The organism is Dyella tabacisoli, assembly GCF_003350925.1.
GTDB lineage: Bacteria > Pseudomonadota > Gammaproteobacteria > Xanthomonadales > Rhodanobacteraceae > Dyella_C > Dyella_C tabacisoli.
The window spans coordinates 51,067-75,943 of record NZ_KZ857176.1 but is presented as its reverse complement, the minus strand read 5'-3'; the positions used below and the strand labels follow the sequence as shown (position 1 = coordinate 75,943).

Genomic DNA, 24,877 nt, shown 5'->3' with positions numbered 1-24,877 from the left:
CCTCACTCCTTCCGCGCGTAGCTCCACTTGAAGCCAAGACCTTCGATCCGATCGTTACTGGCCCAGCCGAAAACAGTATCAAACAAGGTGTCTGTTCCGATCGGTGCCTCACTCCCCCACTGCTTGCCTATATCGCGCCGCCCACCACCGACGATGTGCCCTTTGTTGGTGACGAAGTAGAGCGAGTACAGCGGGTCGCCCGGACCGCCGTGATTGCCATACGCAGCGGTAACGAACTCGCCCTTGCCGAAGGTGTGGCGTCGCAACGATCCAGGTGACGCGTAGGCCCCCCAGGTGTTCATGCCTCCCCCTGCGCCGCGCGCGATATGCAATCCCAGCACGCGATCGCCCGCAGCATTGAGGTTGATCCCGATTTCGCTGATCGGAATGTTTGCCACAGCCAGCCTCTCACCGCCGAACGCTGTTCCTCGCTTCGCGCCGAAAAGCCCTGAAGCGGAAGTCACACGCACGGTGTTCGGCACTACCGTCAGTGCGGGGTTAATGTATTTCCAGACCAGCGCGGGACCGAAGAGCATATCAAGTTCCGCGTTGAAGGCTTCCTTCACTTGACGCTTGCGCTCTTCAAAGACCTCCGTGCCTTCGGCACGGCTGCGATCAATCTGGCCCGCGTCGGCAACGTAGCGAAAGCCGTCGTAACTGTCCTCGACGATGAAGACGTCGTGATGCGGATGCCCGTTGACATAGGTGACCTTCTGCGAAAACTCGATGTACTTCAACCGCCATTCCAGCGTCTTCTCTCGTGCGGTCTTCGCCCCATTGACGTAAAGCGTAACGCGATCTTGCAGATCCTTAAGCAATACCTCCGGCTTATCAGGCTTCTTTCCGTATAATTTTTCGAAATCGTCGTAGCGTTCGCGCAGTGCGGAGAGATGCATCGTGCCAAGCGTAAGGAGGTGCGGAAGTGTTTTCTCCGGGGCGCGCTCATCGAAATAGTAGGGTTGCGATGCTTCGAGCTTTTGCAACATAGAGGTCATCCACTGACCCTTGTCCCCACCAAATGTTGCCTGCGTGTACTGCTTGATGACGTTCTTGATTCCGTCCATGTCCTTGGCGAGGTTATTGAGGTACTCCTCGTCAATCATCTGCTTCGCGACATTGCGCACGTAGTCGCGAACCTGCTCGATCAGGGTTCCGCCTGAGTCTTTCCAGAGCAGCCCGAGAAGGAATTTCACACCGCCGCCCGCCTTGGGAATCAGGCCAGTAAGCGCCAGGACGGAGTCGCGAATCGGATCCGAACCGCGAAGCACGATCTCGCGTAACGCACGCGCGCTGACATACGGTTCGCACGCCACAAACGAGAATTGAAAATGATCCCCCCCGGTCCAGACCTGCTGCACGAGCGGCACGCCATAGTCCTTGCCACCGTCCTTCATACAGAGAAACTTCTGGCTGTGCCGCGCGCCGATGTAGTACGCGTTGCCTCCCGCAGGAAGGAACTCGAACTGCTGATTGACCGAGTAGTCGTGCCTGTCCCACTGGACTATGCCCAGGCCATCGGCCGACGATTCGCCCGGCACATCGAAACTCCGCCCACTGAAGCGGGCTACGATGTTGTAGTACTGCCCGGTCCGATTGAACTGAAATTGCTGATACTCCCCACCGACCCAGTCGCCCTGCTGAATCGGCATGCCGCGATCCACCTTGTTGTGATGGACCTCGACGACCTTCCCACTATGCTTCGCGACGATCCGATAGAACTGCCCTATAACTGGCTCAAATGACATGAGTGCTCCCCCCTTCTCTCGATGGCTTGGTCAGCCTGATGCGCCACTGCGCCTGCAGGCGAGTAAGTACCTCGGCAAAGCCAGGGGCTTTGCCGTTCAAATCGACTGCGACTTCGACTGCGAGAGCGTTACGCGCTCCCTTTGAGAGGGCCACCTGAAAGGTGGCCCGAAAAAAAGTATCAACAGCTATGGCAGGAAACGCCACTCGTCACGAGCATGATCCGAAAAGTCACACCCTGCGCAACGTTTCCGCCGCCATTCTGACCTGGATCACCGCCGTTGAATACCGCGACAAAGCAGCAAGGTTGAGTCGAACGAAATGATGCCCAACGTGGCGTAATGTTGGGGCTCGCTGTGATGCCCAACTTGATGTGCCTTGGGGGTTCGCCGTGATACCCAACGTCGTGCAACGTTGGGGTTGGGGTTCACTTAGGCTCACCCCAACCTACACAAGATGCCAAGGCATACTGGTAACTCCGCGACATCACCCATCGGGACATCACGATGGAACAACGGCCACCGAGTACTGCATTACGGGTCATGTACTTCTTATGCAGTTTCGTTGCCGCGGCGCCTATGTCGCTTGGCGTGACGTCCATCTTCTTTATGGGAACATCCAATTTCGGAGCATCAGGTGTGTGGCCGCGCCGCCACGCTCATTGAAGAAAGCCTCTTTTTTTCCTGCTGCTGATGCGGATACTCCTTGTCTTTGATTCAGCGCCTATACCTCCTTAGTCAGACGCAGGTCGTTGAACTTGCGCCGTTCGAGAAGCGCACTGACCTTTCCACGCTCGTCGCGGCGGAAGATCAACAGGTTCCGTTCGTCATCACTGCTCATGAACACATCCTTCGCGATGGGCTCAAGTACATTCGCCCGCCCGCCGGACTTAGTGACGTAGCTGAGCACGCCTTGCTTATTGCTTACCTTCCAACTGCGGTCTGGTGCGTAGCGATACGTACCGCTGTAATCGCCGAGCACAAGGTCGGCAACGGCCAGCTTCGGCGGGGCGGTTGGCAAAGTGACGTCTTCGTAACCGGCAAGCTTCCACATGCCTGACTGCTTCACAAACGTGAGCAATGACTGATAACGAACCACCAGGTTCTGTCCGAATACAGCCTCACGCTCGTACTCCTCCACCTGCAAAATCGCCGTATCGCCATACAACTGAGCATGGGCATCGCGCAGTTCGATGCTGCCTGAAAGGCCCGCCGGAAAGGGATGCATGGACGCCACCGTATCGGCCTTATGCGCAACGCGACCGAATTCATCAATGATGACGGCATCGTCGGTGAGTACACGTTCCCATACCGCCTTGTCCCCTAGGGGAATCGCATCGACTAGCGCTTGTGTGATCTGCAACAGCTCATCACGCAATGGCTTCGGCGCTTCGGTAGCTCGCGCGGACGAGAGTGGACTCAGTGCAGCCAGGACCCATAGAAACCCAAGCGATCGCATGCGCATAGCCCCATCCTAAGAGTGATACGAAGCATGCCCCGCCTCCATGCCACATGCCCGTGCATGAAGTCACATAGACTAAACCGATTACCCATCTGATGCGGCTTGGGCGGCTACCGTAGGTTGGGTTGAACGAAGTGATACCCAACGTTGCGTCATGTCAGGGCTCGTCGTGACGTCCAACATGCATGCCTTTGAGACTTGCCGCCATGTCAGGGCTCGTCGTGACGCCCAACATGCATGCCTTTGAGACTTGCCGTCATGTCAGGACTCGTCGTGACGCCCAACATGCATGTCTTTGAGACTTGCTGTGATGCCCAATGTCGCGCAACGTTGGGGTTCGCTTTGCTCACCCCAACCTACGCGTCGTCACATCAGGCGACCAAGGCATACTGGTAACTCTGCGACATCACTTATCGGGACATCACTATGGAACAACGGCCGCCGAGTACTGCCTTACGGGTCATGTACTTCTTATGCAGTTTCGTTGCCGCAGTACCGGTGTCGCTTGGCGTGTCGTCTATCTTCTTTATAGGTACATCCAATTTTGAAGGTGGCAGGGACACTGGCATTGCGCTCTTTGCGGTACTCGGGTTCGTGCCGTTGGTCACCGTGTTCTGGCTGGGATACCTTCATCTTCGTCACCATCCCAGGGCGCTGCGAATGACAACCGTTGTCTTTGGCTTGCTTCCAATCGCGGGGCTGCTGTTGCTATGACGCGAGTATGCCTTTGCGTGGATCACTTGTTCCCGCCACGCCCTGCGCCATGGCAATCGATCGTGGCCGGGGATGCCTTCGCATGCCGCTGCAACAATAGATCCACCACCTCGTGGCGCCCTTTGCACTGAGCGAAAGCCAGTGCAGTCATACCGTCGGCCGATGCTTCGTCCGGGTCCACGCCGGCATCGAGCAAGAAGGTCACTAACTTGAGATAGCCGTAAGCGGCGGCTCGGGTCAACAGGTTGTAGCCGTTGGGGTCGCGCGCCCTGATATCAGCGCCCAACTGCAAAAACTCCCGGCCGAATTCCGGTGAATAGTTCATCACCGCAAGCTCCAGCGGGAAATGCCCTACCCCGGCATCGTAGAGATTGATGGTATTGCGCTGCTTAAGCATGACCTTTATCAGCTCCATGCTCGGTGGCTCATTGCTGACCGGACTCTTGACCATGAGGTAGTTGCTCAACAGATTGCCGCGAGCCGGCTGCAGCGGCACGGTCTGACTCAAGCCGTGGCGTAATAAGCCCATCGCAACCTGCGGTCGATAGTGGATCAGGTCGATGATGTTGTAACCGTTCATCGCGACGTCCTTGTCGTTGAACAGCCGGCCAGGATCGGCACCTAGCGCAACCATGCGGTCGACGTAACGCCAGCGCTGCTCGGCCGGTGCCTCTGCACTGGCAAACAGCATGATGCTGAGCACACGGTCGGCCACTTCGGGATTCAAGGGTGGTGGCGGTGATGCCCAAAGCAGCAAGTCCAGCGCACGCCCGTCAGCTTTCTTGGCGAACGCCTGGGCCGCTTGGAGCAGCGGCGTTCGCCATGTTCCGTGATCGTTTTCCAGCGGAACCGTGTAGTGACGTTTCAGAATCAGCGCGATGAGATCCACACGCCCGCTGTCGATCGCCGCACCCCAGGCACGATCGTCCGGCGGCGCCGGCAGGCGCAGGTCGACCATCGCCAACACCACCTCATTGGAAACCCCTCCGGTGATCGCGCGCGCTACATCGGCGCTCTTCAGCGGATAGTCGATATCCGGTGATTTCTGCCATGCCTCGTTGCTCGGATTGAAAGCTCCAAACTTGGACTTGAGCGATTGCAACGCGGTAAGCAACTGCGGCTCGGGCAGGTGCAGCAGACCAGGCCATAGGCTGGACAAATTCGCCTCGCGCTCCGCTGGCGCCTTGCTGAGCATCCGTTCAAAGAATATCCGAGCGACCTGCGCCTTTTGATCGGAGGTGACTCGGGACGGCTCCAGCTCAAGTATCTCGAGCAGGCGACCGACGCTCGGCCAGGAGAATTGCCCATCTTCGACAGTAAGAGTGCCCTCTTCCAGCATCTGCTCGATCACCGTCAACGACTCCGTCGACGGCATCTGGTTCGGGGCGAGATAGATTAAACGGAGCAGGCGCATCTCGCTTAGTCGTGCGCGATCCTGGGGAGGCACCAGTTCGCGAAACACCAACCATTGATCCTGCTCCAACTCATCCGTGGCGATATAAGCAAGCGTGTAACTGCTGTTGGGGCATTTCTCGAACGGTCGCAACGGCCCTTGCAGAGACTTACGCAACTTATCCATGTCACCTTCCACTACCGCCACGCATGGCTGTGTTTGCTCTCGTACCATCGCAACGGATTCCTTTGCCATCGCATGGGCGCCATATCCAAAACCCAACATTGCCAGCGTCCATGCCAGCACTGAGCGCCGCGCACCACGCATTCCATTCAAACAAGCTTCCAAACCAGTCTCCAGCTTCAAGTGGCGCTTCCGGTGAAGCGGATAGCGCGGCACGCGCTTCGCTTCATTCCGACACTTTAATCAAGGTGTCGTCGCCATCGTAGAGCATGCGGGTACTTCCGCTCGCGCTATTGCGGGTGAACACAGCCTCTTCGCCGCTATAGCGGTCGACAAACTTGTCTGTCCCAATCGGGATGAACGTATTCTTCTTGCCGCTCGTCAGGTCCTGCATGGTCAGGCCGCTGGCGGAATCGACAGCCACGGTGAAATAGCGGTTCTTTTCCTGCTCGTGCTGATACTTGCCGGCATACGCATCAAGGTCGGCTTTGGCCAGGCGTACCGCTGTTACGGTCTTGGGCGGAAACAGATCGAGGTGGTAGTGGTTGGAAAGCGCACGGATCATTTCATTGCGAGCGAGGCGGCCGTTGTCCGCGTTCGTCATCAACACAAGACCGAGATCCTGATTGAAGAAATAGAACATCTCGCTCTTGAATCCAGCGTTGCTGCCACCGTGCCCGAACGAGGCATTGATCCCCTTTCCGCGAAACTCCAGCCCGAGGCCGTATTCATCGCCGCCGCCCGGCTTCATGCTGGCCGTTCGCATCTGCTCGGCCATGGCCTTGGGTAGATACGAGCCCTCGACCCCGCGCAACGAATCCCGCACGGCAACGCAGAACTTCGCCAGGTCGGCGGGCGTCGTCCACAGCCCGGCCGGAGCCAGTTCGGGATAGACATGCCAGCCGCCCGCATAGGCTTGGCCGCGGAAGTCGTAAGCGAGGCTCATATGCGAACTGGGGTACGGATTGAACGAACTGTCGCTCATCTTCAGCGGAGTCAGCACCTCATCCTGCATATAACGCTCGAACGATTTTCCAGACAACTCCTCCACCAGCTTTTGCAAGACCACATAGCCAGCGCCGGAATACGAGTACCTCGTTCCGGGAATCGCCTCGACCGCGAGCTTGGGACTATTGCCTTCGCCATTGAGAACGCCAACCGCGTCGGGAATTTTGTCGCTCTTGTCGTAACCGGGAAACCCTTCGCCGTTGAGGCCTGCCGTGTGGTTAAGCAGCCTGCGAATCGTCACCTTTTCGGATTGCGTAAAGGTATTTTCTGGAACCTTCCAGCCGGTAAGGTAATCATTCACGTCCCGGTCCAGATCCAGCCCCTTCTCAAGCGAAAGCTTGAGTACGGCGAAGGCCGTAACGGATTTGCTGATTGAAGCGGACTGGAACTTCGTATGGATGTCGACCGGAACGCGGCCCTTTACGTCAGCGAGTCCATAGCCCTTTTGCCAGACGACCTTACCGTCCTTGAACACCGCCAGGCTAAGTCCGGGAACGTTGAACAGCTTCATCCGTTCGAGCACGTTGTATGTCTGCGTATCCTCGCCTTGAACGAGGATACGCGGCACTAACCCATTCTCGATCTTGTGGATATCCCGTTCGGAGAGTGCTTGTTGCGCATGGCAAGTGAAGGCGGCGAGACTAAGCAGCGCCAGGGCTAGGATCTTCAACGGATGTACTCCTGAATTAGATGGACAGGTGGACATGCAACCGCACGATCAGGCGGCAACTACTCTAGGGGCTTACAGCCCGATCATGGAAGTGAAGAACCGCAGGCGAAGGCGCGGGGCCATGAGGCGCGGGGTCAGCGTCATTTAAGAATGCCTGACCCCGCGCGGGTTTCCATATGCTGCATCAATACTCAAGGCACCGGCAGTTGCGCATGGCGTACTCGGTTGCCTCAGCCTCAAGCGAGACTTGCATGCCATGCCCCCGTTGGCGTTGGTGCGAAGCCACACCGGCCGGCCGCTGGTGCCGCATGCGGCGGCGGGGCACTGGCATCGGTCACGCTGCGCGCTGGGGCGTGACCTCCATCGTTGTCCGTGCTTGCCGACCGACGCGGCACTAAGAGGGAAGAGTTATTTAAGAAATACCTCTGCCCCTTGATCGCGTATCTCCCTCTACTGCTTCGATGCCGGTACGCCTATCGCCTTGCCGGCCTCATCCAGCGTCTGGATCGAAGGAGAGCCATCCGCCGCCACCGACAATACGATGCGCGGGCGGCCCTTGATGTCGTTGATGGCCAGTCCCACGCTGCTGTCGGGGCCAGTGCCTAGCGTCAGGCGCTGCGTAGGCCGTCCACCGTGCTCGTCGAAGTAAGCCAGTATTTTCTTCTGTTGCTCATCCTTGGGAAGATTCTTGATCGTCGCCGCGTAATTGACCAGGTCGGTGAGCGGAAAGTTGGGTCGGTCGAACAGCGTGAGTGTGTTGCTACGCGCGTTACCATGTTGCTCGACATCCAAGCTCATGAGCTGATCTTGTTCATAAGCGTCAAAGGAGAGATGCCCATAAGTCCCTGCAGCACCGTCCTTGCCCTTTTCACCGCCGAAGCCCAGGCCACCGTTTTCGCTGCCTTCATCGTTTAGAAAAATCATGCCGGCAGCCTTGCGGGTAGGATGCGGGTATTCCTTGTTTTTGATGTAAATTCCCGGCGCTTTGTCGGTGTTGGATATCACCAGACGCAGCGTACCGTCGGGTTCGCGCATATTGATACGTTGCACATCCAACTGCTCCAATGTGAGCGTCTTTGCCGGCTGCACAGATCCACTCAAAACGGTGACCGCAAATACCGCGGTCAGTACACCGGCATAGATCATCAGGAAACGCTGGCCAATGGGTTTCATCGGTTTTCCCTCTCAGCTATCGGTAGTGGTTAAAGAGATGGATTAACGAGATAGACAGATAATCAATCATCCGCAATCACATTATTCACAGCATTACCGCAGTCAGATAAGAGCCATTGGTCATGCCCTGCCGGTGATATAACGCAGCAAGGCACCCGATCGCATTAGATGATTCTTTCAAAACTTGAAATCGAGCCGCGCGTAGTAATACCCGCCATTCACACCGAACGGCAGGGTTTCCCAACCGTAGACAAAACCAAGCTGTGGGAATGGCGCTCCGGTCTTCGGGTCCCACTTGTCGGGGTAAGTGTCAAATAGATTGTCCGCACCGATGGTCAGCTTTGCGCGGTCTGAGAAGCGATAACCCAGCGCCACGTCAGCCAGCCACTTGCCATGCCAGGTCTGTTTGATCCCCGGCGTAAACCCTTGTCCGCTGACCGGCCCAAAATAATTGCCGCGCAAGGTGAAGTCCCACGGCCCGGTGCGATACACGCCTTGCAACACATCATGCACACGCGGCTGACCTTGCTCGATCAGCGTCACCTGGGTGTCGTCGAATAACTTCTCCGGCGGCAGGATTGCCGACGGCGACTTGCGCTTGGTGACTTCGGTCTTGTTGTAATTGAGCAATGCCGTGAGATCGAGCGTGGCGTTATTGGCGAAGTGAAAGCCTTTTTCGGCCACCACGTCGACACCTTGTGTCTTGGTGTTGATCGCGTTGGTGAAAAACAGCACCTGCCCCACTCCGAACGGAGCCAGAATCGCGCGGATCGGGCAATTGGCATTATTGGTGGCGCAGGGATTACCGTCCGTGCCCACGCTTTCCGGCACGATATTGCTGGAGAAGATGATGCGGTTCTTGATGTCGATACGAAACAGATCGACGGTCAATGTGAAATCGTTGCCCGGCTTGTAGACCACGCCCAAGGTGCCGCTATGCGAGGTTTCCTGCTTGAGCGGCTGGATGCCGAATGCGCGCGTCACCGGGCTGTCCTGTCGCGCGGTCAGCGTATCGGTGAGCTTGCCGCTCGGGTCGAGGTTGGTCGAGCGCTGGCTGTAGAACAATTGCTGCACGCCGGGTGCGCGAAAGCCGGTGGCGAGGGTGCCGCGCACGGCGAACTCATCGGTTGCGTCGAAACGCGCCGATAGTTTGCCGGTGGTGGTGCTGCCGAAGTCTGAGTAGTGCTCATAGCGAGCGGCGGCGCCCAGCAACAGCCGCTGGGTCATCTGCGACTCCGCATCGATATACAACGCGGTGTTACTGCGGCCCTTATTGACCGCCTCGGTCGGCGAAAAACCAGGAAAGCCCTGCATACCCGGCTGCGCGATGTCACCGGTCTGACCGACAATCGGGATAGCTCGGTTATTGGTGCGGCCGTAGTTGTAAGACACCGGGTCGCCGGGCAGGATCTGATAGCTGTCGCGTCGCCATTCGAAGCCGGTGGCGAAGTTCAGCGCATCCTGGCCGACGCCCCAGTCGATCGGGCCGCGCAGGTCAAAGTTGAAGGTGGTTTCGTTGAGACGCAACGTACCGGTGTTCGCCGAGGTCGGCGACTGCGCATAGATGCCGGCGGCCGGGTTAGACGGATCGCGCGGCTCGTACCACCAGCTCACATTCGCGGACTGCCGTTCGTTGAAACCGAACTGGCTGCGGCCATGATTAAGCGAAATATCGTAGTCCCACTTGCCGCCGAGCGGCCCGCGATAGCCCACCGCGAGCGAGGCATCTTTAACCTCGGTGGAAATATTCGGCAGAAAGCCGTTCGGATACAGTGCGGGAATCGTGCGGTTATCCCCGGCGGAGCGAAAGAAGCCAAAAGAATTGCCCTTGCGCTGCGAAATGCCGCCAAACCAGTACAGCTCGCCATGTGCGATCGGCAGGCCGCCGTTGAGCCAGAAGTAAGCGTCCTTGGTATCGGCGTCACCCAGTTTCTGGGTGACGCGTGGCGGGTTAACGCGCAGCATGTCGGGGCCGGCACGATTGGTCGGGTCGCGATGCCGGTATTCGGCGCTCAGGTTGAGGTAACCGTCCTGGCCGATGCGCAGACCGGTATTGATGTCGCCTTGACGCGTGAAACCGTCACCCTGATAGGTCTTGCCGCCGTTTAGCGACACGTTGGTCTCGCCGACCTGTTTCTTCAGCACGATGTTGATAACGCCGGAGATCGCGTCCGAGCCGTACTGTGCGGCAGCGCCGTCACGCAGTACTTCGATGCGCTCGATCGCCGAGATCGGGATCGCGTTGATATCGGTACCAGCGGAACCGCGGCCGATGGTCTGCTGCACGTTGACTAATGCCTGCTGGTGCCGGCGCTTACCGTTGACCAGCACCAGCACTTGGTCCGGCCCCAGTCCGCGCAAGGTCGCGGGGCGAATGGTATCGGTACCGTCGCTGACAAAGGTGCGCGAAAAATTAAAACTGGGCTCCAGCATCTGCAACGCCTGCCCTACTTCGACCACCCCGGCACTTTCCAATTGCTCGCGACCGATCACGTCGACCGGCGCCGGCGTCTCCGCCGCCGTGCGGTCTTTGGCGCGCGAACCAATCACTTGCACGCCTTCGAGCGTCTTGGCCTTTTGCTGGTCTGGCGGCGCGGCGTCTTGTGCCCACACGGGCAACGCGAGAAGAAGACCCAGACTCACCGCCCCCAACGGCAGACACGACCAACCGCGCCCTTGCGGACGCGTCAAATTGCAACCCGACATTAGCCTCTCCCATTCAACCGCACGACAACAACGCGCTCGGACGTGGCACGATTTGCCACGTCCGCCTCCCCGCGCCGGAAGCGGCCATCTCAACATGAGCTATGTCAACGGTTTGTCAGCGGTGGCGAGGGGGTAAAGAGTCGGAAACCGCGGCCACTCAGGCCGCTCGGCGGCCGCTGTCCGGCTTGGCTGCCTGGGGCGGGAAAGCGTCTTATGTTCAAGGGCAGCCACCTAGCCTTATGGTTCGATTACTCGGCGTGCCTTAGCCCCGGAAATTGCCCTACTATCACGCGATGAAAACACCCCCCCTACTGCCACCGAACGACGCGCGTCGCGGCAACCTGGCCTGCGTCGGCATGGGTATGACCCTGGGTTCCCACCTTACGCCGCTGGCCCGCAGCCATATCGAGCAGGCGGACGTGGTATTCGCGGCGCTTTCCGATGGCATCGTGCAGATGTGGCTGCAACGCATGCATGCGGACGTGCGTAGCCTTCAGCCCTACTACCAGGTGGGCAAGTCGCGGATGCAGACCTATCGGCAGTGGGTCGACCTGATGATGACCGAGGTACGTGCCGGCAAGCGTGTCTGCGGGGTGTTCTACGGCCACCCCGGCATCTTTGCCTGGTCGCCGCACAAAGCCATCGAGGTCGCTCGCGCGGAAGGCTTCGAGGCGCATATGGAGCCAGGCATCTCTGCCGAGGACTGCCTCTATGCCGATCTGGGGATCGATCCGGGCCGCTTCGGCTGCCAGCACTTCGAGGCCAGTCAGCTACTTTTCTATCAGCGGCGCATCGACCCCACCGGCTATCTGGTGCTGTGGCAGGTCGGCCTGGTGGGCGACCGGTCGCTGACGCGCTTCGAGACCGGGCCGGCCTACCGGCAGGTGCTGGTAGACCTGTTGAGCCACGACTATCCGCTCGACCATGAGGTCATCATCTACCGCGGAGCGACGCTGCCGATCGAGAAGCCGCGCATCCGCCGCGTTGCCCTGCGCGATCTGCCCGATATCCCGTTGACCACCGAGGAAACGGTGGTATTACCGCCGGCGGAAGCTTTGAAGCCGAACCTCGCCATTCAAGAGCGATTGAAAGCACTGGACAAATTGGACAAGGCAGATGCCTTTGCGTGAGGCGAAAGACGCCATGGGGGCGATCTTTCATGTAGTGAACGCCCTGGGGGGAGAACTCGGGGAGAGGCAGATTTCGATGGCGCTTCGCCATCAATAAATACAGATGACCGCATGCCAGCGGCATGCCGGACCCATCAAGCTGTTCCATTGAAAAAACAGGGGAAACACATGTCGGACACGATTGATTTGCTAGAAGCCATCGGTCGGGACGCTTCGCTGCGTCACGCATCGACCGAGGAATTGACCAACATGCTCGAACAGGCGCAAGCATCTAAGGCCCTCACGTCGGCGGCGGCGCACGGTGACAGTTCGCTGCTATTTGCGGAGCTTGGGCACATACCCATGCAAGCACCGCAAATTACCCAGTCGCCCTGTCACGAAGAGGAAGAGCCGGCCCCCGATGCCGACGACGAGCCGGACAATCTCCCGGCTCCCGATCCCGGCAAGTCGTCCATTTAATAGAGAAACTCAGCATGCCTCGGCTGCCGAGCTGCTCCTGGCCATGGCCCACGCTGGTGGGCCTGGTCTTGTGCGTGTTCTTGCAGACCGGCCATGCCGCTACACCCATCTCCGATCCCGCCGCATTCCTGCAGCAGACCGAAAGCCTGCGCCTGAAAGATCACCCGCAGTTCGTGCAGATGCTGGAGCAGATCCACCGTGAAGCGCCCCGCGTGACCTCGGGCGAGCAATGGCATCTGCGTTATCTCGACGCATGGGAGACCATGTTTCAGGGGGACTACGGCAAGTCCGAGACCCAGCTTCATGATGTTATCGATCACTCCGGTGACGTGGACCTGACCGCCAAGGCCTCAGCGCTGCTCTTGAGCAACCTGGCCGCCAATCGACGCTACGAAGAAGCCTTCGCGCTGGCCAATCGCCTGGCTACCGGCGTGTCCGAGATCAAAGATCCGCAGACCCGCTTCACGGTCCTGATAAACCTGTCGCAGATGCTGGATTTGGCCGGCCAAACCGATCTCGCCATCAAGTACGCACGCATGATGGAAAACGTCGTGCCCCCTGGCGAAACCCTCTGCCGCCCGCTCTCCCTGCAAGCAGCGGCGCTTTCCAACGGCAAACGGCTGACATCATCCAGCCCGGAACTGCAACGAGCTATCGATACCTGTGTAGCCGCGCGACAACCAGTCATCGCCAACGCCATGTGGCTTGTCCTGAGCAGCCTTTATCTGGACGAAGACCAGCCAGCCAAGGCCATGGCCCTGCTTGACCGGATTGCCCCCAGCATTCTTATCAACCATTACTACCCCCATATGCTGTCCGCACAGGTGCAGCGCGCACAGGCTTACGAGAAGCTGCACCATGACAGCGACGCCAGAAAGGCAGCTCTGGTTGCCGTGGCCATGGGCCGCCCTGGCGACATCAGCGAATGGCTGAAGGAAGCCTATGAGGTGCTCTATCGAATCGAGAAAAAGCGAAGCAATACCGCCAGCACACTCTCGTACTACGAGCACTATGTTGCCCAGGACAAGGGCTACCTCAACGACATCAGTGCCAGGACACTGGCCTACGAGGTGACCCAGCAGCACATGCTGGTGCAAAAGCTCGAAACAGAAAGGCTAAGCAAGCAGAACAATATCCTGCGCCTGCAGCAGGCTCTGGACATCAAGGCGGTCGAGACCAGCCGGCTTTATAACGGCTTGATGCTCATGGTCTTGGTATCCATCGTCTTCTGGTTGTACCGGCTCAAGCGCTCGCAGCTTCGCTTCAAGAAGCTGTCCTATCATGACGGGCTGACCGGCATCCTAAACCACCAGCACTTCATCAGTGAGGCTGATCGTGTGCTGCATTTGCTGGAGAAAAAGCTCGGCAGCGCCTGCCTGATATCCATCGATCTGGACCACTTCAAGCAGGTCAACGATACCCATGGTCATGCCATGGGAGATGCCGTGCTGAGGCATACCGTCGCTATCTGCCAACAGCAATTGCGACCTACCGACTTGTTCGGCCGCCTGGGCGGCGAGGAATTCGCCATCCTGCTGCTTGAGTGCTCTCGCGACCAGAGCATGGCTATCGCCGATCGCATCCGAATGACGATTGAAACAACGCCGGTAGATGGGGACGGCTGCATCGTATCGTTTTCCGTCAGCGTCGGCCTGGCCTCTACCGACAGGTCCGGCTACGTGCTGCAGCGGTTGTGCAGGGAAGCTGATGCCGCGCTCTATCGGGCCAAGCGCACCGGACGCAATCGCGTCATCGCCGATACCGAGAACGGCAGCCTGGTCGAAGCCTGAAGCGTCGAAAGGCGCGCGGATTCATGCGGGACCGGCGCGCTCGATTCCCTCGACTCCATTGACACCTGCGTCTTTCAACGCCTGCAACAACACATCCCACGCGGTCGGTCGCATATGCATGCCGATCATGTGCAATCCATGGGTGGCGATAGGCGACGCCTCCACCGAGTGCTGCAACTCCAGCAAGGACTCTGGCTGTATCAGTGTGCCGTTTGGCCCCAGCGGCATCACCATCTCAGCCGTATGCAGCAGATGGGCGTCGGCGATCCAGCTCATTTGCATAGGCTGTTCGCCTTCGCGCACGGGGTACAGCACGATCGCATTGCGGCCATGGCCGATGGCGGTCGCTTTCGATACCGGGCGGATGATCGGCGCGACCGGATGCAGCGCAAGCTCATCGGGTGTCAGCGTGCGGGAGGCATTGAGCATCGCGCGGATCACCGATACGTTACGGTCGCGCGCATAAATCGGAATGCCGCGCGCCGCGTACTCACGCACGCCAGCCACATGCCAGTAGAACGCGGTGGAGGTTATCAGCGCTTTCACCGGCATGCCCGGAAATCGCTGCGCGGCTTCATCGAGCACTTTGCGCGAATAGCCGGTGGAGATGGGTGCATCAATGATGACCAGGCCGTCGTCCTGGCGCACGATGGTGCTGAACCATGAACCGGGTATCTGCACAATGCCCGGCGCGATTTCAGCGATGGGCGCCTTGGGATCGGGCGCCAAGCCCACGGCCTGGCCGAGTGCGATGTCGTCAACGCTCGCATGCGACAAGGTCACCGAGGTTTCAGGCAGGGCGAACGCCTTCGCATCGAGCGTCGCATCCATATGCAACTCGTTACGGATAGTCGTTCTCAGGTGCACGCCGTTGCGGAACAGATCCGATTGCACCGGATAGCGCACACCATCGAACAGCGCGTAGTTCATCAGTTCTACGTGATCGACCACGTCGCCCATGGCGTTATAGGCGATGTCCACACTGTTGGCTCGCCGCAGCTCACGCGTGGTGTCGATGGCGCTGGGAAGTCCGGTGACGGTGTCGAGAAACACACGCACCGGATAACGCCCCCGATGAAACGACACTACATGCTGCTCAATACCGTGCGGCGAGACGTCCGCCTCGCGCATGAGATCGCTGGCCTGTTCGGCCAGAAGCAACACCGCGATCGGTTCGTCAGTATTCCATGCGGGTGGTGCTTCATAACGCGTCGTGGCCGGTGGACGGCCAGCCATGACGCGGTCAGTACGTTCCTCGGTGGGCGTCAGCAACGTGCGCGTATGCAACGACGAAGGCGCGGCGCCGGCACCGAGCTGGGTCTCGTCGGTCAGTCGGCGACCTCCATGGAGGTCATCGATGACGGACGCCTGCGCGGCCCCCTCGAAAACAAAGGGGGCATCGGCATGGTCGAATTCGACCGTATCCCAGACCGCACTAATGGTTTGTGCACGCAAGGCGGCTACTTGGTGCAGGTCATGGCGTTGGCCCATCGTCTTCAGCGCCTGGGCAACCCATGCGCGTGCGCTCGCATCCGCCGCATGGCTTTGCGTACTGCATGACAGGTTGCCGGCAACGGCAAAAGCGAGCGGAATCAGCACGGGAAAGCGCATGGATAACCTCAACAGAACACGGACTGCTTTGCGAAGTAGTTTCTTAGTGTTGTTGGTTCAGAACGCTACTCTTTGATGCCGTGCGCCCGTAGCACGTCGGCGATATCCACGCGCCAGATATTGCGCGAGCCATTGAGCGGCCCGCTCAGCCGCTGCTGCAACGAGGCCATGCTGTCGTGCGGCTTGGGAAAGTGCTGCTCCTCCTGGCGGTTGCTGGATACATACAGCTCACCGAATTTCGGCCCTAGCGTGGGCGCGTTCTCCAGACTCTTGGTGTTTACGTCGCCGCCCAGGTGCTCGGGCTTGCTCCAGCCGCCATCGGCCTGATGAAAGGCGATATAGATATCGGCACTGCCGAGCGAGTCGCCTTCGTTGCCGGCGAACAACAGAAACCGGCCCTGCGGATCGATGCATGGATCCATGCGGTTATGCGAGAGATCCCCCAGCTCCACGCGCTGCGGTGCGGAGTAGCCACTGCCCGCGCCGTCCGTGGGGTGCACCACATAGACCTGATACAGCTTGCCGGAGTCCGGGCGATGGGCGGAGAAATAAATATCGCCATTGGCCGCCAAGGATGGGTTGTAGATCATGGCGCCGTCGTTGAGCGCACCTTCCACATGCACCGGCTCGCCCCAACGTCCATCCGCCTGGCGCTGCACATACCAGAGGTTGCTGCCGGCGAAGGTCTGGCCGCCCATCTCGGCTACCACGGATGCATCGCCCGCACGCACGGGGCGATTGGAGACGAAGTACAGGCGCTTGCCATCCGGCGCGTAGGCCGGCTCGGAGTCGTGCCATTGCCCGGAGAACGATGCTACTTCCGGCGTCGACCAGCCGTTGCCCTGGCGGTGCGAGACCAGGATGGTGTCGTCCGTTTCGGTGAAGTCCGAGCGCAGAAAGTACAGCGTCTGCCCATCCGGCGACAGCGCCGCGGTGGTCTCTTGCAGGCCGGTGGAAATGACCCCGGCACCCAGCAGCTCAGCGGCTTTCACCGGTGCTGCGCAGCTCAGCGCAAAAGCGATGGCCCAGGCGAATGTGTGCAACCTCATGCGTGCTTCCTATGGAATGACAGATCGATATGACCTGCTTCCATGATCGGAAAAAATCGGCATGCGCGCCGCTGTTTTGTGACGAGCGGTTGCCCTTGCGTGGCGAGAGGTCGTGTGTGCGTGCGGCCGGCTTAGCGCTTCAGGCTCTTAGGCCGCTCTTAGGCCATGCCGAGCGCGCGGCGCGCGTGCGTGCGAAATCGGCGGCTCAGGCTGAGACGGGTACCGTCGTGCAGCACGACCTCGGCATTGCCTTGGAACAGCGGATAGATTTCGCGGATGCGCTGCACATTGACTAGCGTGCCGCGATGGATGCGCAGGAAGCGTGCCGGGTCCAGCGTATCGAGCAGATGCTGCAGCGTTTCGCGATGCAGATAGCTGGCATCGCCGACATGGATCTGCACGTAGTTACCGTCCGCACGGACCCAGTCGATGTCTTCGGTGGCGATCACGCGGATGCTTTCGCCGATGCGCACGCTGATGCGTTGCGCATGGGCCGCGGCGGGTGGCGTCGGCAGTGCTACCGGCATAGCGACGACACGCGCATGCATGCCTAGCCATTGCTGCCGCACGCGCGCCATCGCCTGGTCGAAGCGCATCTGATCGATCGGCTTCAGTATGTAGTCAAGCGCATTGGCGTCGAACGCGCGTAGCGCGTGCTGGCCGTAGGCGGTGGCGAACACCACCATCGGCAGCGTATCGGGCTTCAGCCGATGCAGCAGTTTGAAACCGTCCAGGCCGGGCATGCGGATATCCAGAAACAGCAGCGCCGGCTCCAATGCGGCAATGGCTTGCAAGGCCTCGGTAGCATTACCGCATTCGCCGACGATCTCGACATCCGCATGCGCGGCCAGCGCCTGGCGCAGCGCCAATCGCGCCAACATTTCATCGTCCACCAGCAAGGTGCGGATCGGCGGCAGACTCATAGAACGGGCTCCGCCACGTATTCGCGAAACGGAAAGCGCAGCTCCACCCGAGTGCCGCCCTCGGCTTTGCGCGCCAGCGCAACGCTGGCGGTTTTGCCGAACAACACCTGCAGGCGCTCACGCGTATTGCCCAATCCAAACCCCTCGGCAACACCCTCCGGCAGGCCCAAACCGTCGTCGTCCACGCGTAGATATAGCTGCCCGCCCTCGCGCCGGCTCACGATCTGAAGCTGGCCTGGCTCGGGCTTGTCGAGCAGACCGTGGCGCAGCGCGTTCTCCACCAGTGGCTGCAGGATCATGCTGGGCACAGAGGCGTGCACCGTATCCATCGCCACATCCAGATGGGTGCTTAAGCGATCCTGGAAGCGCACCTGCTGGATATCCAGATAACAGCGCAGCAGTTCCAGTTCACGCGATAGCGGCACCTCCAATGCGTGGCGCTCCTCCAGGGTCAGGCGCAACAAGTCGCTGAGCCGGGCGATCATCAAGCGCGCGTGGATCGGGTCGGCCAACGCAAGCGCCGAGATCGCATTGAGTGTGTTGAACAGAAAGTGCGGCTGTAGTTGCACGCGCAGCGTGCGGAGCTGGGATTGCGCCAGTTGCGATTCCAGTTGCGCATTGCGCAGACGCTCGTCGCGCAGGCGACGCTGCGAATCCAGGCCACGCAGCGCCACTAAAATCACCCAGTAGATCAATAGAGCGAAGTGGTAGTTGTAAACGAACTGCATGCGCAAGAATGCCCCGTAGGTCGTCACCGGTGCAGTCCCCGGCCCGCACACGACCCAGTAAATCAGCAGATGCACCACAACATGCGCCAGCGCCACGCCCAGGCTCGCGGGCACATGGACGGCGGCGAAGCGTCGCCAGCCGTGGCCGGCGCTCTGGCGGCTCAGCCGCGCGATCAACGGCCCCAGCGCCATCCACAAATAAAAAACGGTGAAGTTCCACACCAGCATGCGCGACCAGTTCGTGGGGTGGCCCTCGCTGATCGCGGACAAGCCCGCACTGAGCGTGTACGACAGCGCAATCAGGGTCCAGAACCCCAGCAACAGAATCGGCGTGTTCCACCGCCGTGGCGTAACGCGTGTAGACACCCCAACCTCATTGGCGACTGCGGCAAGCTTGCGCCGGCGCAGTGTGTGGCGAAGGGCGGGCGCGGGAAAGTGCCTCACGACCTAGTTCGGCGTTGATCCAGCCAGCGGGCTAGCGAAAAGCTGTGAATACGCTTGTCCGCACCGCTGTAATACAGCGTGGCGAGGTCCGGCGAGAGCCGCGCCTCGGTCCCCGTCACGCCCAACGGTTGCGGCGTACTCCAGCCTGCGGCCGTGGCGAAGGCGATGAACAGCGCGCTGTCCGTGGCCGTCGAGGGCGGGCGATCCGAGCTGAAAACGATAAAGGATTGATCGGGCGCTACCGCCGGGTCGAAATCCGCCGTGACGCCGTCGCTGAAATTCAGCGCCTGAGGCGGCTGATATCGGCCGCCCTGCTGATGGCTGAGATAGAGCCGAAACTCGCCGCCGGCCGAATCCGGCTTCATGAAATAAAGGCTGCCGTCCGCGGCCACGGCGGGGGCGTAGATCGAGCTGCCTGTATTGATGGCATCGGGCAGACGCTGCGGCGTGCCCCAGCCGGTGGCGTTACGCTCCACCCGCCACAGGTTGCCGCCGCGCCCCGGTTGAGGCTTGCCGTTGAAAAAACCATCGATCGCAGCGCCACCTGCCTGAGCGGGCCGGTTGGAGACAAACAGCAGATACGAGCCATCCGGCGACATCGCCGGCTCCAGATCCATCCATGCCTGCGAGAAGAGCGCAGACATGGACGGCGACCAATCCGCGCCCGCGCGTTCGGCGACATAGAGGCGTCGCGCAATGCCTTTGCCGCGCGCGAACACCACCACCTTGCTGTCAGGCGAAAAGGCGGGCGAAGCATCATTGTTTTGCTGCCAAGGGCCATCCGCGACAGCGCCGGCCTTGGCCTGGGCATCCAGCCACGGCGTCAGCGAAACCTGCCAGAGGTTATCGCCGTGCTGATTCCAGTCGGCGTTTTCGCCGGGCACGCGGCGGTCGCTGTAGAAGTAAAGCGTGCGATGGTCAGGGCCTATCTGCGCACCCATGGCATGAGTGCCGGCATTCACCTCGTCGCCCAGGTCCTGCGGCACACTCCAACCTTGTGGCGTGGCGAAGGCGATAGCCAGCCGATACGGCTGCTTGGGCGCGCGCTGGATGCTTACCACCATAAAGGATTGATCCGGTGCGATCGCCGGATCGCGGATCTGCACATCGGCATCGCCCATGGCGACCAGTTCGGGCGACTGGTAGCGGCCATCGCGATACGCCGCATGCTTCAGGCGCAGGCTGTTATCCGGCCCGCAACCGATGTAGTACAGGCTGCCGTCGGCCGCGATGCTCGGCGCAAAGGTCATGGAACAGGTGTTGACCGTATCGGGTAGACGCACCGGCACACCCCACCCTTTGCCTTGGCGCGACACGCGCCACAGGTTCATGCCCTGACCGGGGCTGCGATGAGTGCCGCGCACCGAATCGATCGGCGAGCCATCGCCGGAAGCCGGACGGTTAGAGACAAACACAAGATATGAACCATCCGTCGCCATCGCTGGATCGAGATCGCGCCAATGGCCAGAGAACGACGCCGGACGCGGCTTCGACCAGTGCATACCGGTGCGCTGCGATTCGAGAATGGCCCAGTCATCGCCAACACTGCGCATGAAGTACACCGTGTTGCCATCGGGCGTAAACGCGGCCGCGCCTTCATCGTCAGGACCCGAGATGACGCCTGGAGCAAACAGGGTGGGTGTAACGGTGTCGTTCGCGGCGACCGAGGCGACGGCACTACCCATGTCGAACAAGATGGCGAACAGAACGGCGAACATCGGCAGACGGCGCATGGCGTTTTCTCGTGGACAGACCGCGCGAGGCTAGGTCAGATCCATGATGCAGTCGCGTATCGTGTGACAGCCGGTACGTGAGCAGTGACAAGCGGCGGCCGTACCTGGATGACTGGAGGCTTGGCTCTCCAACCCGACTCGCGTAGCCGTGAAATATTCGTAGGTTGGGTTGAACGAAGTGATACCCAACGTCGCGGACGTTGGGGCTCGCAGTGATATCCAACATGCGTGCCTTTGGGGCTCGCCGTAATACCCAGCGTAGCGCAACGTTGGGGTTCGCTTTGCTCACCCCAACCTACGCTGAGCACAAAAGGTTCAGGGTCATTTTGCGCACGGTGGCTTGGGTTGGACTATCCACTTTGACCTGACTACGGGGACATCTCTGCATGCCCCCAGTGCCCGCGCCAATACCGTGTCGTTATTCAATACGCATGGGAGCAGCTAGCTGATAGCCGAAGTCACTGGCTCGGGAACTGAATCACAACGTCATTCAGCGGCATCTGCGCCCTGCGGTGCTCGATGGCGGCGGCCTTCCACGGGTCGCCCTGCCCGAACAGTTGTGCTTCGGACTCGTGCCCCAGGAAATCGAAGCTATCGAACACATAGGGGACGCCCTCCGCCCCTTCGAACGTCGCGGCATTCGATAGTTGGAAATGCAAATGCGGGGCCGCCGAATTTCCAGACTGGCCCAAGTGCGCCAGCACCTGGCCACGATGCACCCGATCACCGGGCCTCACCTTGAGGCTTCCGCGCTGCAAGTGCGCATAGCTGGCGAACACGCCGGGGGCGACCTCCAGCACGACGTAATTACCGAACAGGCCATTCGTGGTGAGCGATGTCGGCTCCGGTTGCGGGCTAAGTGGCTGGTGTTCTTCCTCGCCATCGCGCGCACTGCGCACAACGCCATCGGCCACGGCGAGAACATTCGCGCCATAGCCGATCCAGTCGGCATAGGTCGACTTCTGGATATCTTTAACGCCTGCTCGCATCGCATGCCCCACCGGATCGAGCCCAACCAGATCCAAGGCATAACGCTGCGGAATAGTGAGCTGTCCGTTTACCGCCACCAAGCTGCCCCAATGATGTGACTGCGCCGCGCCGGGCCCCTCGTGCGCGATCCAGCGGCCGCCACGCAGCGGCGGACCTATCACTAAGGGCGTTTCATTACTTACCTGGACGGTGGCGCCATCGAGTAGTGCAACCGCATGCTTATCGGTGGCAAATTCAATGCGGTGGCGCAGTGTGTGCGGCACCGGCGTTTCCGCAGGCAGCGTGATCCACACGAAGATAACGGCACGTTTACCGGGGAGGATCGATGCAGATTCATGTTCCGGTGGCGTTGGCCTAATCATCCGCGACAGCTCATTCGCGTCCAACACCACCAGCGGTTTTTGCGCATCGTCAGCGAAGACTTTCAAACCCATGGGCTTCAGCGAACCGGTGTCACCGTAGAAATTGGTGATGTGCAGCTCGTAAGCCAAGTGCGTCAAACCATCGCTGCCGACAAACGCGCCGGGCGCATATGGAACGCGGGCCTCCACCGGGGCCAATGCTTCCTGCGCATAGGCCGACGCCAACCCAAAGGACAAGGCGAACAAAAATGCCGCAACTACCTTACGAATCATTCGACGTGTATTCCGTAGGTTGGGTTGAACGAAGTGATACCCAACATTGCCGATGTTGAGGGCGATTGTTGGGGGCGATTGTTGGGGGCGATTGTTGGGGGCGATTGTTGGGGGCGATTGTTGGGGGCGATTGTTGGGGTTCGCTTGCGCTCACCCCAACCTACGCCTGGTCGTAGGTTAGCTCCACCGGTTGGCATTCTTAGGGAATCCCGGACGCTGTACTCTGACCACGCAAAAGCGTTGCCCGGTGGGTGCCTGCATCACGACCCAGCGCTCAAGGCGATCCACTACCTGGGCACCTGACTTCTCCAAGCGGGCCACCTCGGCCGGGATGTCATCGGTCTCAATGTCTATATGAACCCTGCTCTCATGCGCGACGCGCTGAATTTGCACGATAGGCTCGTCGTCCGGCGTGTGCAGCATGCGGTAATTGCCGCGAGTACCGGGATGGTCCATGTCGATCGGTCGCCCTAATGCCTCCGCCCAGAAGCTGGCGGCTTGATCGATATCAGGCGTATTGCAATCAATGAGCAGCGCACAAAGGCGGGAATAATGCATAACGTCCTCATCCGAGCCGGGTTACAGGGAATGTGAAGATGCCAGCTTGCCGATAATGAAATGCCCTTGATGCTTGTTTCGTTCAACGCGCCGCCATCTCACGCAGGCTCGTCGCGGTGGCGTCATCGGCCGGCACGAATGCTTCCAGCGCCAGCTCGGCAAGCGTGACATCGGTGGGGGTACCGAACACGGTGGTCGTGCTCAGCATGGATAGCACGGTACCGTCGACCTCAAGTTGCATGGGTATGGCGATCTGCACGTGGATATCGGTCGCTTCGCCCGGCTCGGCGCCGGGTGAAGGCAATGCCTGTAGCTCGTGCATCAGCTCGACTAGCTGCACATCGTGGCTGGTATCGATCTGTCGGCGCAAACGCTCCAGCAGGTGTGCCCGCCATTGCGCGAGATTACGGATGCGTGGCGCCAGTCCGTCGGGGTGCAAACTCAGCCGCAGCACGTTGATGGGCGGCTGCAGCAGGCTCTGCGAGACACCGGCCATCAAACGCAGCGTGGCCTGGTTGCAAGTCACCAGATGCCAGTGTCGGTCGACGACCAACGCCGGGTAAGGCTCCATGCCTTTCAATAGCAGGTCGATCGTGTGGCGCACCGCGTCCAGTGCGGGGTCCTCCAATACGCGCTCGGCATAGACCGGCGCGAACCCCGCGGCAACTAGCAAGCCGTTGCGCTCGCGCAACGGCACGTCAAGGTATTCGGACAAATGCAGGATCATGTCGCGGCTGGGTTGCGAGCGACCCGATTCCACGAAGCTAAGATGCCGCGTGGAAATCTCCGCCTCAGCCGCCAATTCAAGTTGACTGAGTCGGCGGTGACGCCGCCACTCGCGTAGTAGGTCGCCCACCGGGCGTAAAGTTGCTGCCGCACGCTGCATCGCCATTCCCTTTCCACCCGATTGGATAATCCCATGAGCCTGGCTGCCGGGCACGGGCCAGTGGTCACCCCCCGGCTCCGTCGATAAAGTCCTGCATGTCGGCGAGCAGCCGCGTGCGATGGGTGTGATAGATACCATGCGGTGCGCCGTCGTACTCCACCATCCGTGCTCCGGGTACCAGGGCCACCGTCGCGCGCCCGTGTTCGATCGGTTCGCTCAGGTCGCGATTGCCGTGCAACACCAGCAAGGGTACGTCGAACTGGCGCAGATCATTGCGCAAGTCGCCACCCACACGAGTGCTAAAACAGGCCATGGCGGCATGCAGGGACGTAGCCAGCATAATGTCGATGGTGTGGCGAATCGTATCGGCCGATGTGTCTGTTTCCGCCGGCAAGAAAAAGCCATCCGCCCCTTGCTGAAGCCAATGCGGAAAATTCTCGCGAATCTGCTGTAGTACCGGCGTGAGCATGGCAAGTTCGACTTCGTCGCCGTTGGCATCGAGCAAACGGGGCGCCACCGGGGCTACGTAGATGACTCGTGCGATCCGCTCGCTCCCATGGCGCGCAAGTAGCCGGGCGCACTCGCCCGTGCCCATCGAATGGCCGACCAGGGTGATGTCGCGCAGGTCCAGTCGCTCGATCAGTTCGGCCAGATCGTCGGCAAGGCGGTCATAGTCGTAGCCCGAGCCAGGCTGATCCGAGCGACCGTGGCCGCGCCGATCCATAGCGACGGTGCGCATCCCCAGTGCGTTGAAGTGCAGCATGTGGGGTGCCCACATTTGCCCATCCAGGCCCCATGAGTGGACAAATAGCATCGGTGTTCCGTGGCCCCAATCCTGATAGAACAGGCTGACGCCGTCACTGCTTTGAAAGGTAGGCATGATGATTCTC

The 24,877-nt window shown here is 60.1% G+C and carries 18 protein-coding genes; 3 read left to right on the top strand and 15 right to left on the bottom strand.

The window, feature by feature from the left end:
- Nucleotides 1-2 precede the first annotated feature (2 nt).
- From DVJ77_RS10070 to DVJ77_RS10040, 6 genes are all read right to left on the bottom strand, one after another.
- Nucleotides 3-1,745: an RICIN domain-containing protein gene (locus DVJ77_RS10070; RefSeq protein WP_114845387.1), complete on the bottom strand. Its 1,743-nt coding sequence runs from the start codon at nt 1,743-1,745 to the stop codon at nt 3-5.
- A gap of 721 nt (nt 1,746-2,466) precedes the next feature.
- Nucleotides 2,467-3,207: a nuclear transport factor 2 family protein gene (locus tag DVJ77_RS10065; protein ID WP_114845386.1), complete on the bottom strand. Its 741-nt coding sequence runs from the start codon at nt 3,205-3,207 to the stop codon at nt 2,467-2,469.
- A gap of 733 nt (nt 3,208-3,940) precedes the next feature.
- Nucleotides 3,941-5,497 (bottom strand): ankyrin repeat domain-containing protein, encoded by a 1,557-nt coding sequence (locus DVJ77_RS21455; protein WP_162791446.1) that lies wholly within the window; start codon nt 5,495-5,497, stop codon nt 3,941-3,943.
- A gap of 223 nt (nt 5,498-5,720) precedes the next feature.
- Nucleotides 5,721-7,172, bottom strand: a complete 1,452-nt coding sequence (locus DVJ77_RS10050; protein ID WP_162791445.1) for a serine hydrolase domain-containing protein — start codon at nt 7,170-7,172, stop codon at nt 5,721-5,723.
- Between the two features lie 450 nt (nt 7,173-7,622).
- On the bottom strand, nt 7,623-8,345 hold the full coding sequence (locus DVJ77_RS10045; RefSeq protein ID WP_114845382.1) for a hypothetical protein: 723 nt from the start codon (nt 8,343-8,345) through the stop codon (nt 7,623-7,625).
- Between the two features lie 177 nt (nt 8,346-8,522).
- On the bottom strand, nt 8,523-11,051 hold the full coding sequence (locus DVJ77_RS10040) for a TonB-dependent receptor plug domain-containing protein (protein ID WP_114845381.1): 2,529 nt from the start codon (nt 11,049-11,051) through the stop codon (nt 8,523-8,525).
- Nucleotides 11,052-11,344: 293 nt separating this feature from the next.
- Here DVJ77_RS10040 and DVJ77_RS10035 point away from each other — a divergent pair, with 293 nt between their 5' ends.
- The 3 genes from DVJ77_RS10035 to DVJ77_RS10025 all read left to right on the top strand — a co-directional run bounded on the left by DVJ77_RS10035 (nt 11,345) and on the right by DVJ77_RS10025 (nt 14,430).
- A complete protein-coding gene (locus DVJ77_RS10035) occupies nt 11,345-12,181 on the top strand; it encodes an SAM-dependent methyltransferase (RefSeq protein WP_114845380.1) in 837 nt (278 codons plus the stop codon).
- A 168-nt stretch (nt 12,182-12,349) separates the two neighbouring features.
- Nucleotides 12,350-12,640 carry a hypothetical protein gene (locus DVJ77_RS10030; RefSeq protein WP_114845379.1) on the top strand — a complete coding sequence of 97 codons (291 nt, stop codon included), beginning with the start codon at nt 12,350-12,352 and terminating at the stop codon, nt 12,638-12,640.
- A 14-nt stretch (nt 12,641-12,654) separates the two neighbouring features.
- The gene (locus DVJ77_RS10025; RefSeq protein WP_114845378.1) at nt 12,655-14,430 is read left to right on the top strand and encodes a tetratricopeptide repeat-containing diguanylate cyclase; all 1,776 of its coding nucleotides are present in this window, start codon (nt 12,655-12,657) and stop codon (nt 14,428-14,430) included.
- 21 nt (nt 14,431-14,451) lie between these two features.
- Here the strand turns inward: DVJ77_RS10025 and DVJ77_RS10020 are convergent, their stop codons facing one another.
- The 9 genes from DVJ77_RS10020 to DVJ77_RS09980 all read right to left on the bottom strand — a co-directional run bounded on the left by DVJ77_RS10020 (nt 14,452) and on the right by DVJ77_RS09980 (nt 24,867).
- The gene (locus DVJ77_RS10020; RefSeq protein WP_114845377.1) at nt 14,452-16,041 is read right to left on the bottom strand and encodes an MBL fold metallo-hydrolase; all 1,590 of its coding nucleotides are present in this window, start codon (nt 16,039-16,041) and stop codon (nt 14,452-14,454) included.
- Between the two features lie 65 nt (nt 16,042-16,106).
- Nucleotides 16,107-17,090, bottom strand: coding sequence for a TolB-like translocation protein (locus tag DVJ77_RS10015; protein WP_114845376.1), 984 nt, complete (start codon nt 17,088-17,090; stop codon nt 16,107-16,109).
- 158 nt (nt 17,091-17,248) lie between these two features.
- Entirely contained in the window at nt 17,249-18,013 is a 765-nt protein-coding gene (locus DVJ77_RS10010) for a LytR/AlgR family response regulator transcription factor (RefSeq protein ID WP_114845375.1), read from the bottom strand.
- Nucleotides 18,010-19,107, bottom strand: a complete 1,098-nt coding sequence (locus tag DVJ77_RS10005; RefSeq protein WP_225427933.1) for a sensor histidine kinase — start codon at nt 19,105-19,107, stop codon at nt 18,010-18,012. Before DVJ77_RS10005 ends, DVJ77_RS10010 begins: the two co-directional genes overlap by 4 nt.
- 74 nt (nt 19,108-19,181) lie before the next feature.
- Nucleotides 19,182-20,918 carry a TolB-like translocation protein gene (locus DVJ77_RS10000; protein ID WP_114845374.1) on the bottom strand — a complete coding sequence of 579 codons (1,737 nt, stop codon included), beginning with the start codon at nt 20,916-20,918 and terminating at the stop codon, nt 19,182-19,184.
- 458 nt (nt 20,919-21,376) lie between these two features.
- Nucleotides 21,377-22,543, bottom strand: coding sequence for a M23 family metallopeptidase (locus DVJ77_RS09995; RefSeq protein ID WP_114845373.1), 1,167 nt, complete (start codon nt 22,541-22,543; stop codon nt 21,377-21,379).
- A 177-nt stretch (nt 22,544-22,720) separates the two neighbouring features.
- Nucleotides 22,721-23,101, bottom strand: a complete 381-nt coding sequence (locus DVJ77_RS09990; RefSeq protein WP_114845372.1) for a VOC family protein — start codon at nt 23,099-23,101, stop codon at nt 22,721-22,723.
- Between the two features lie 82 nt (nt 23,102-23,183).
- On the bottom strand, nt 23,184-23,993 hold the full coding sequence (locus tag DVJ77_RS09985; protein WP_225427932.1) for a helix-turn-helix domain-containing protein: 810 nt from the start codon (nt 23,991-23,993) through the stop codon (nt 23,184-23,186).
- Between the two features lie 58 nt (nt 23,994-24,051).
- On the bottom strand, nt 24,052-24,867 hold the full coding sequence (locus tag DVJ77_RS09980) for an alpha/beta fold hydrolase (protein ID WP_114845371.1): 816 nt from the start codon (nt 24,865-24,867) through the stop codon (nt 24,052-24,054).
- Nucleotides 24,868-24,877: the final 10 nt, after the last annotated feature.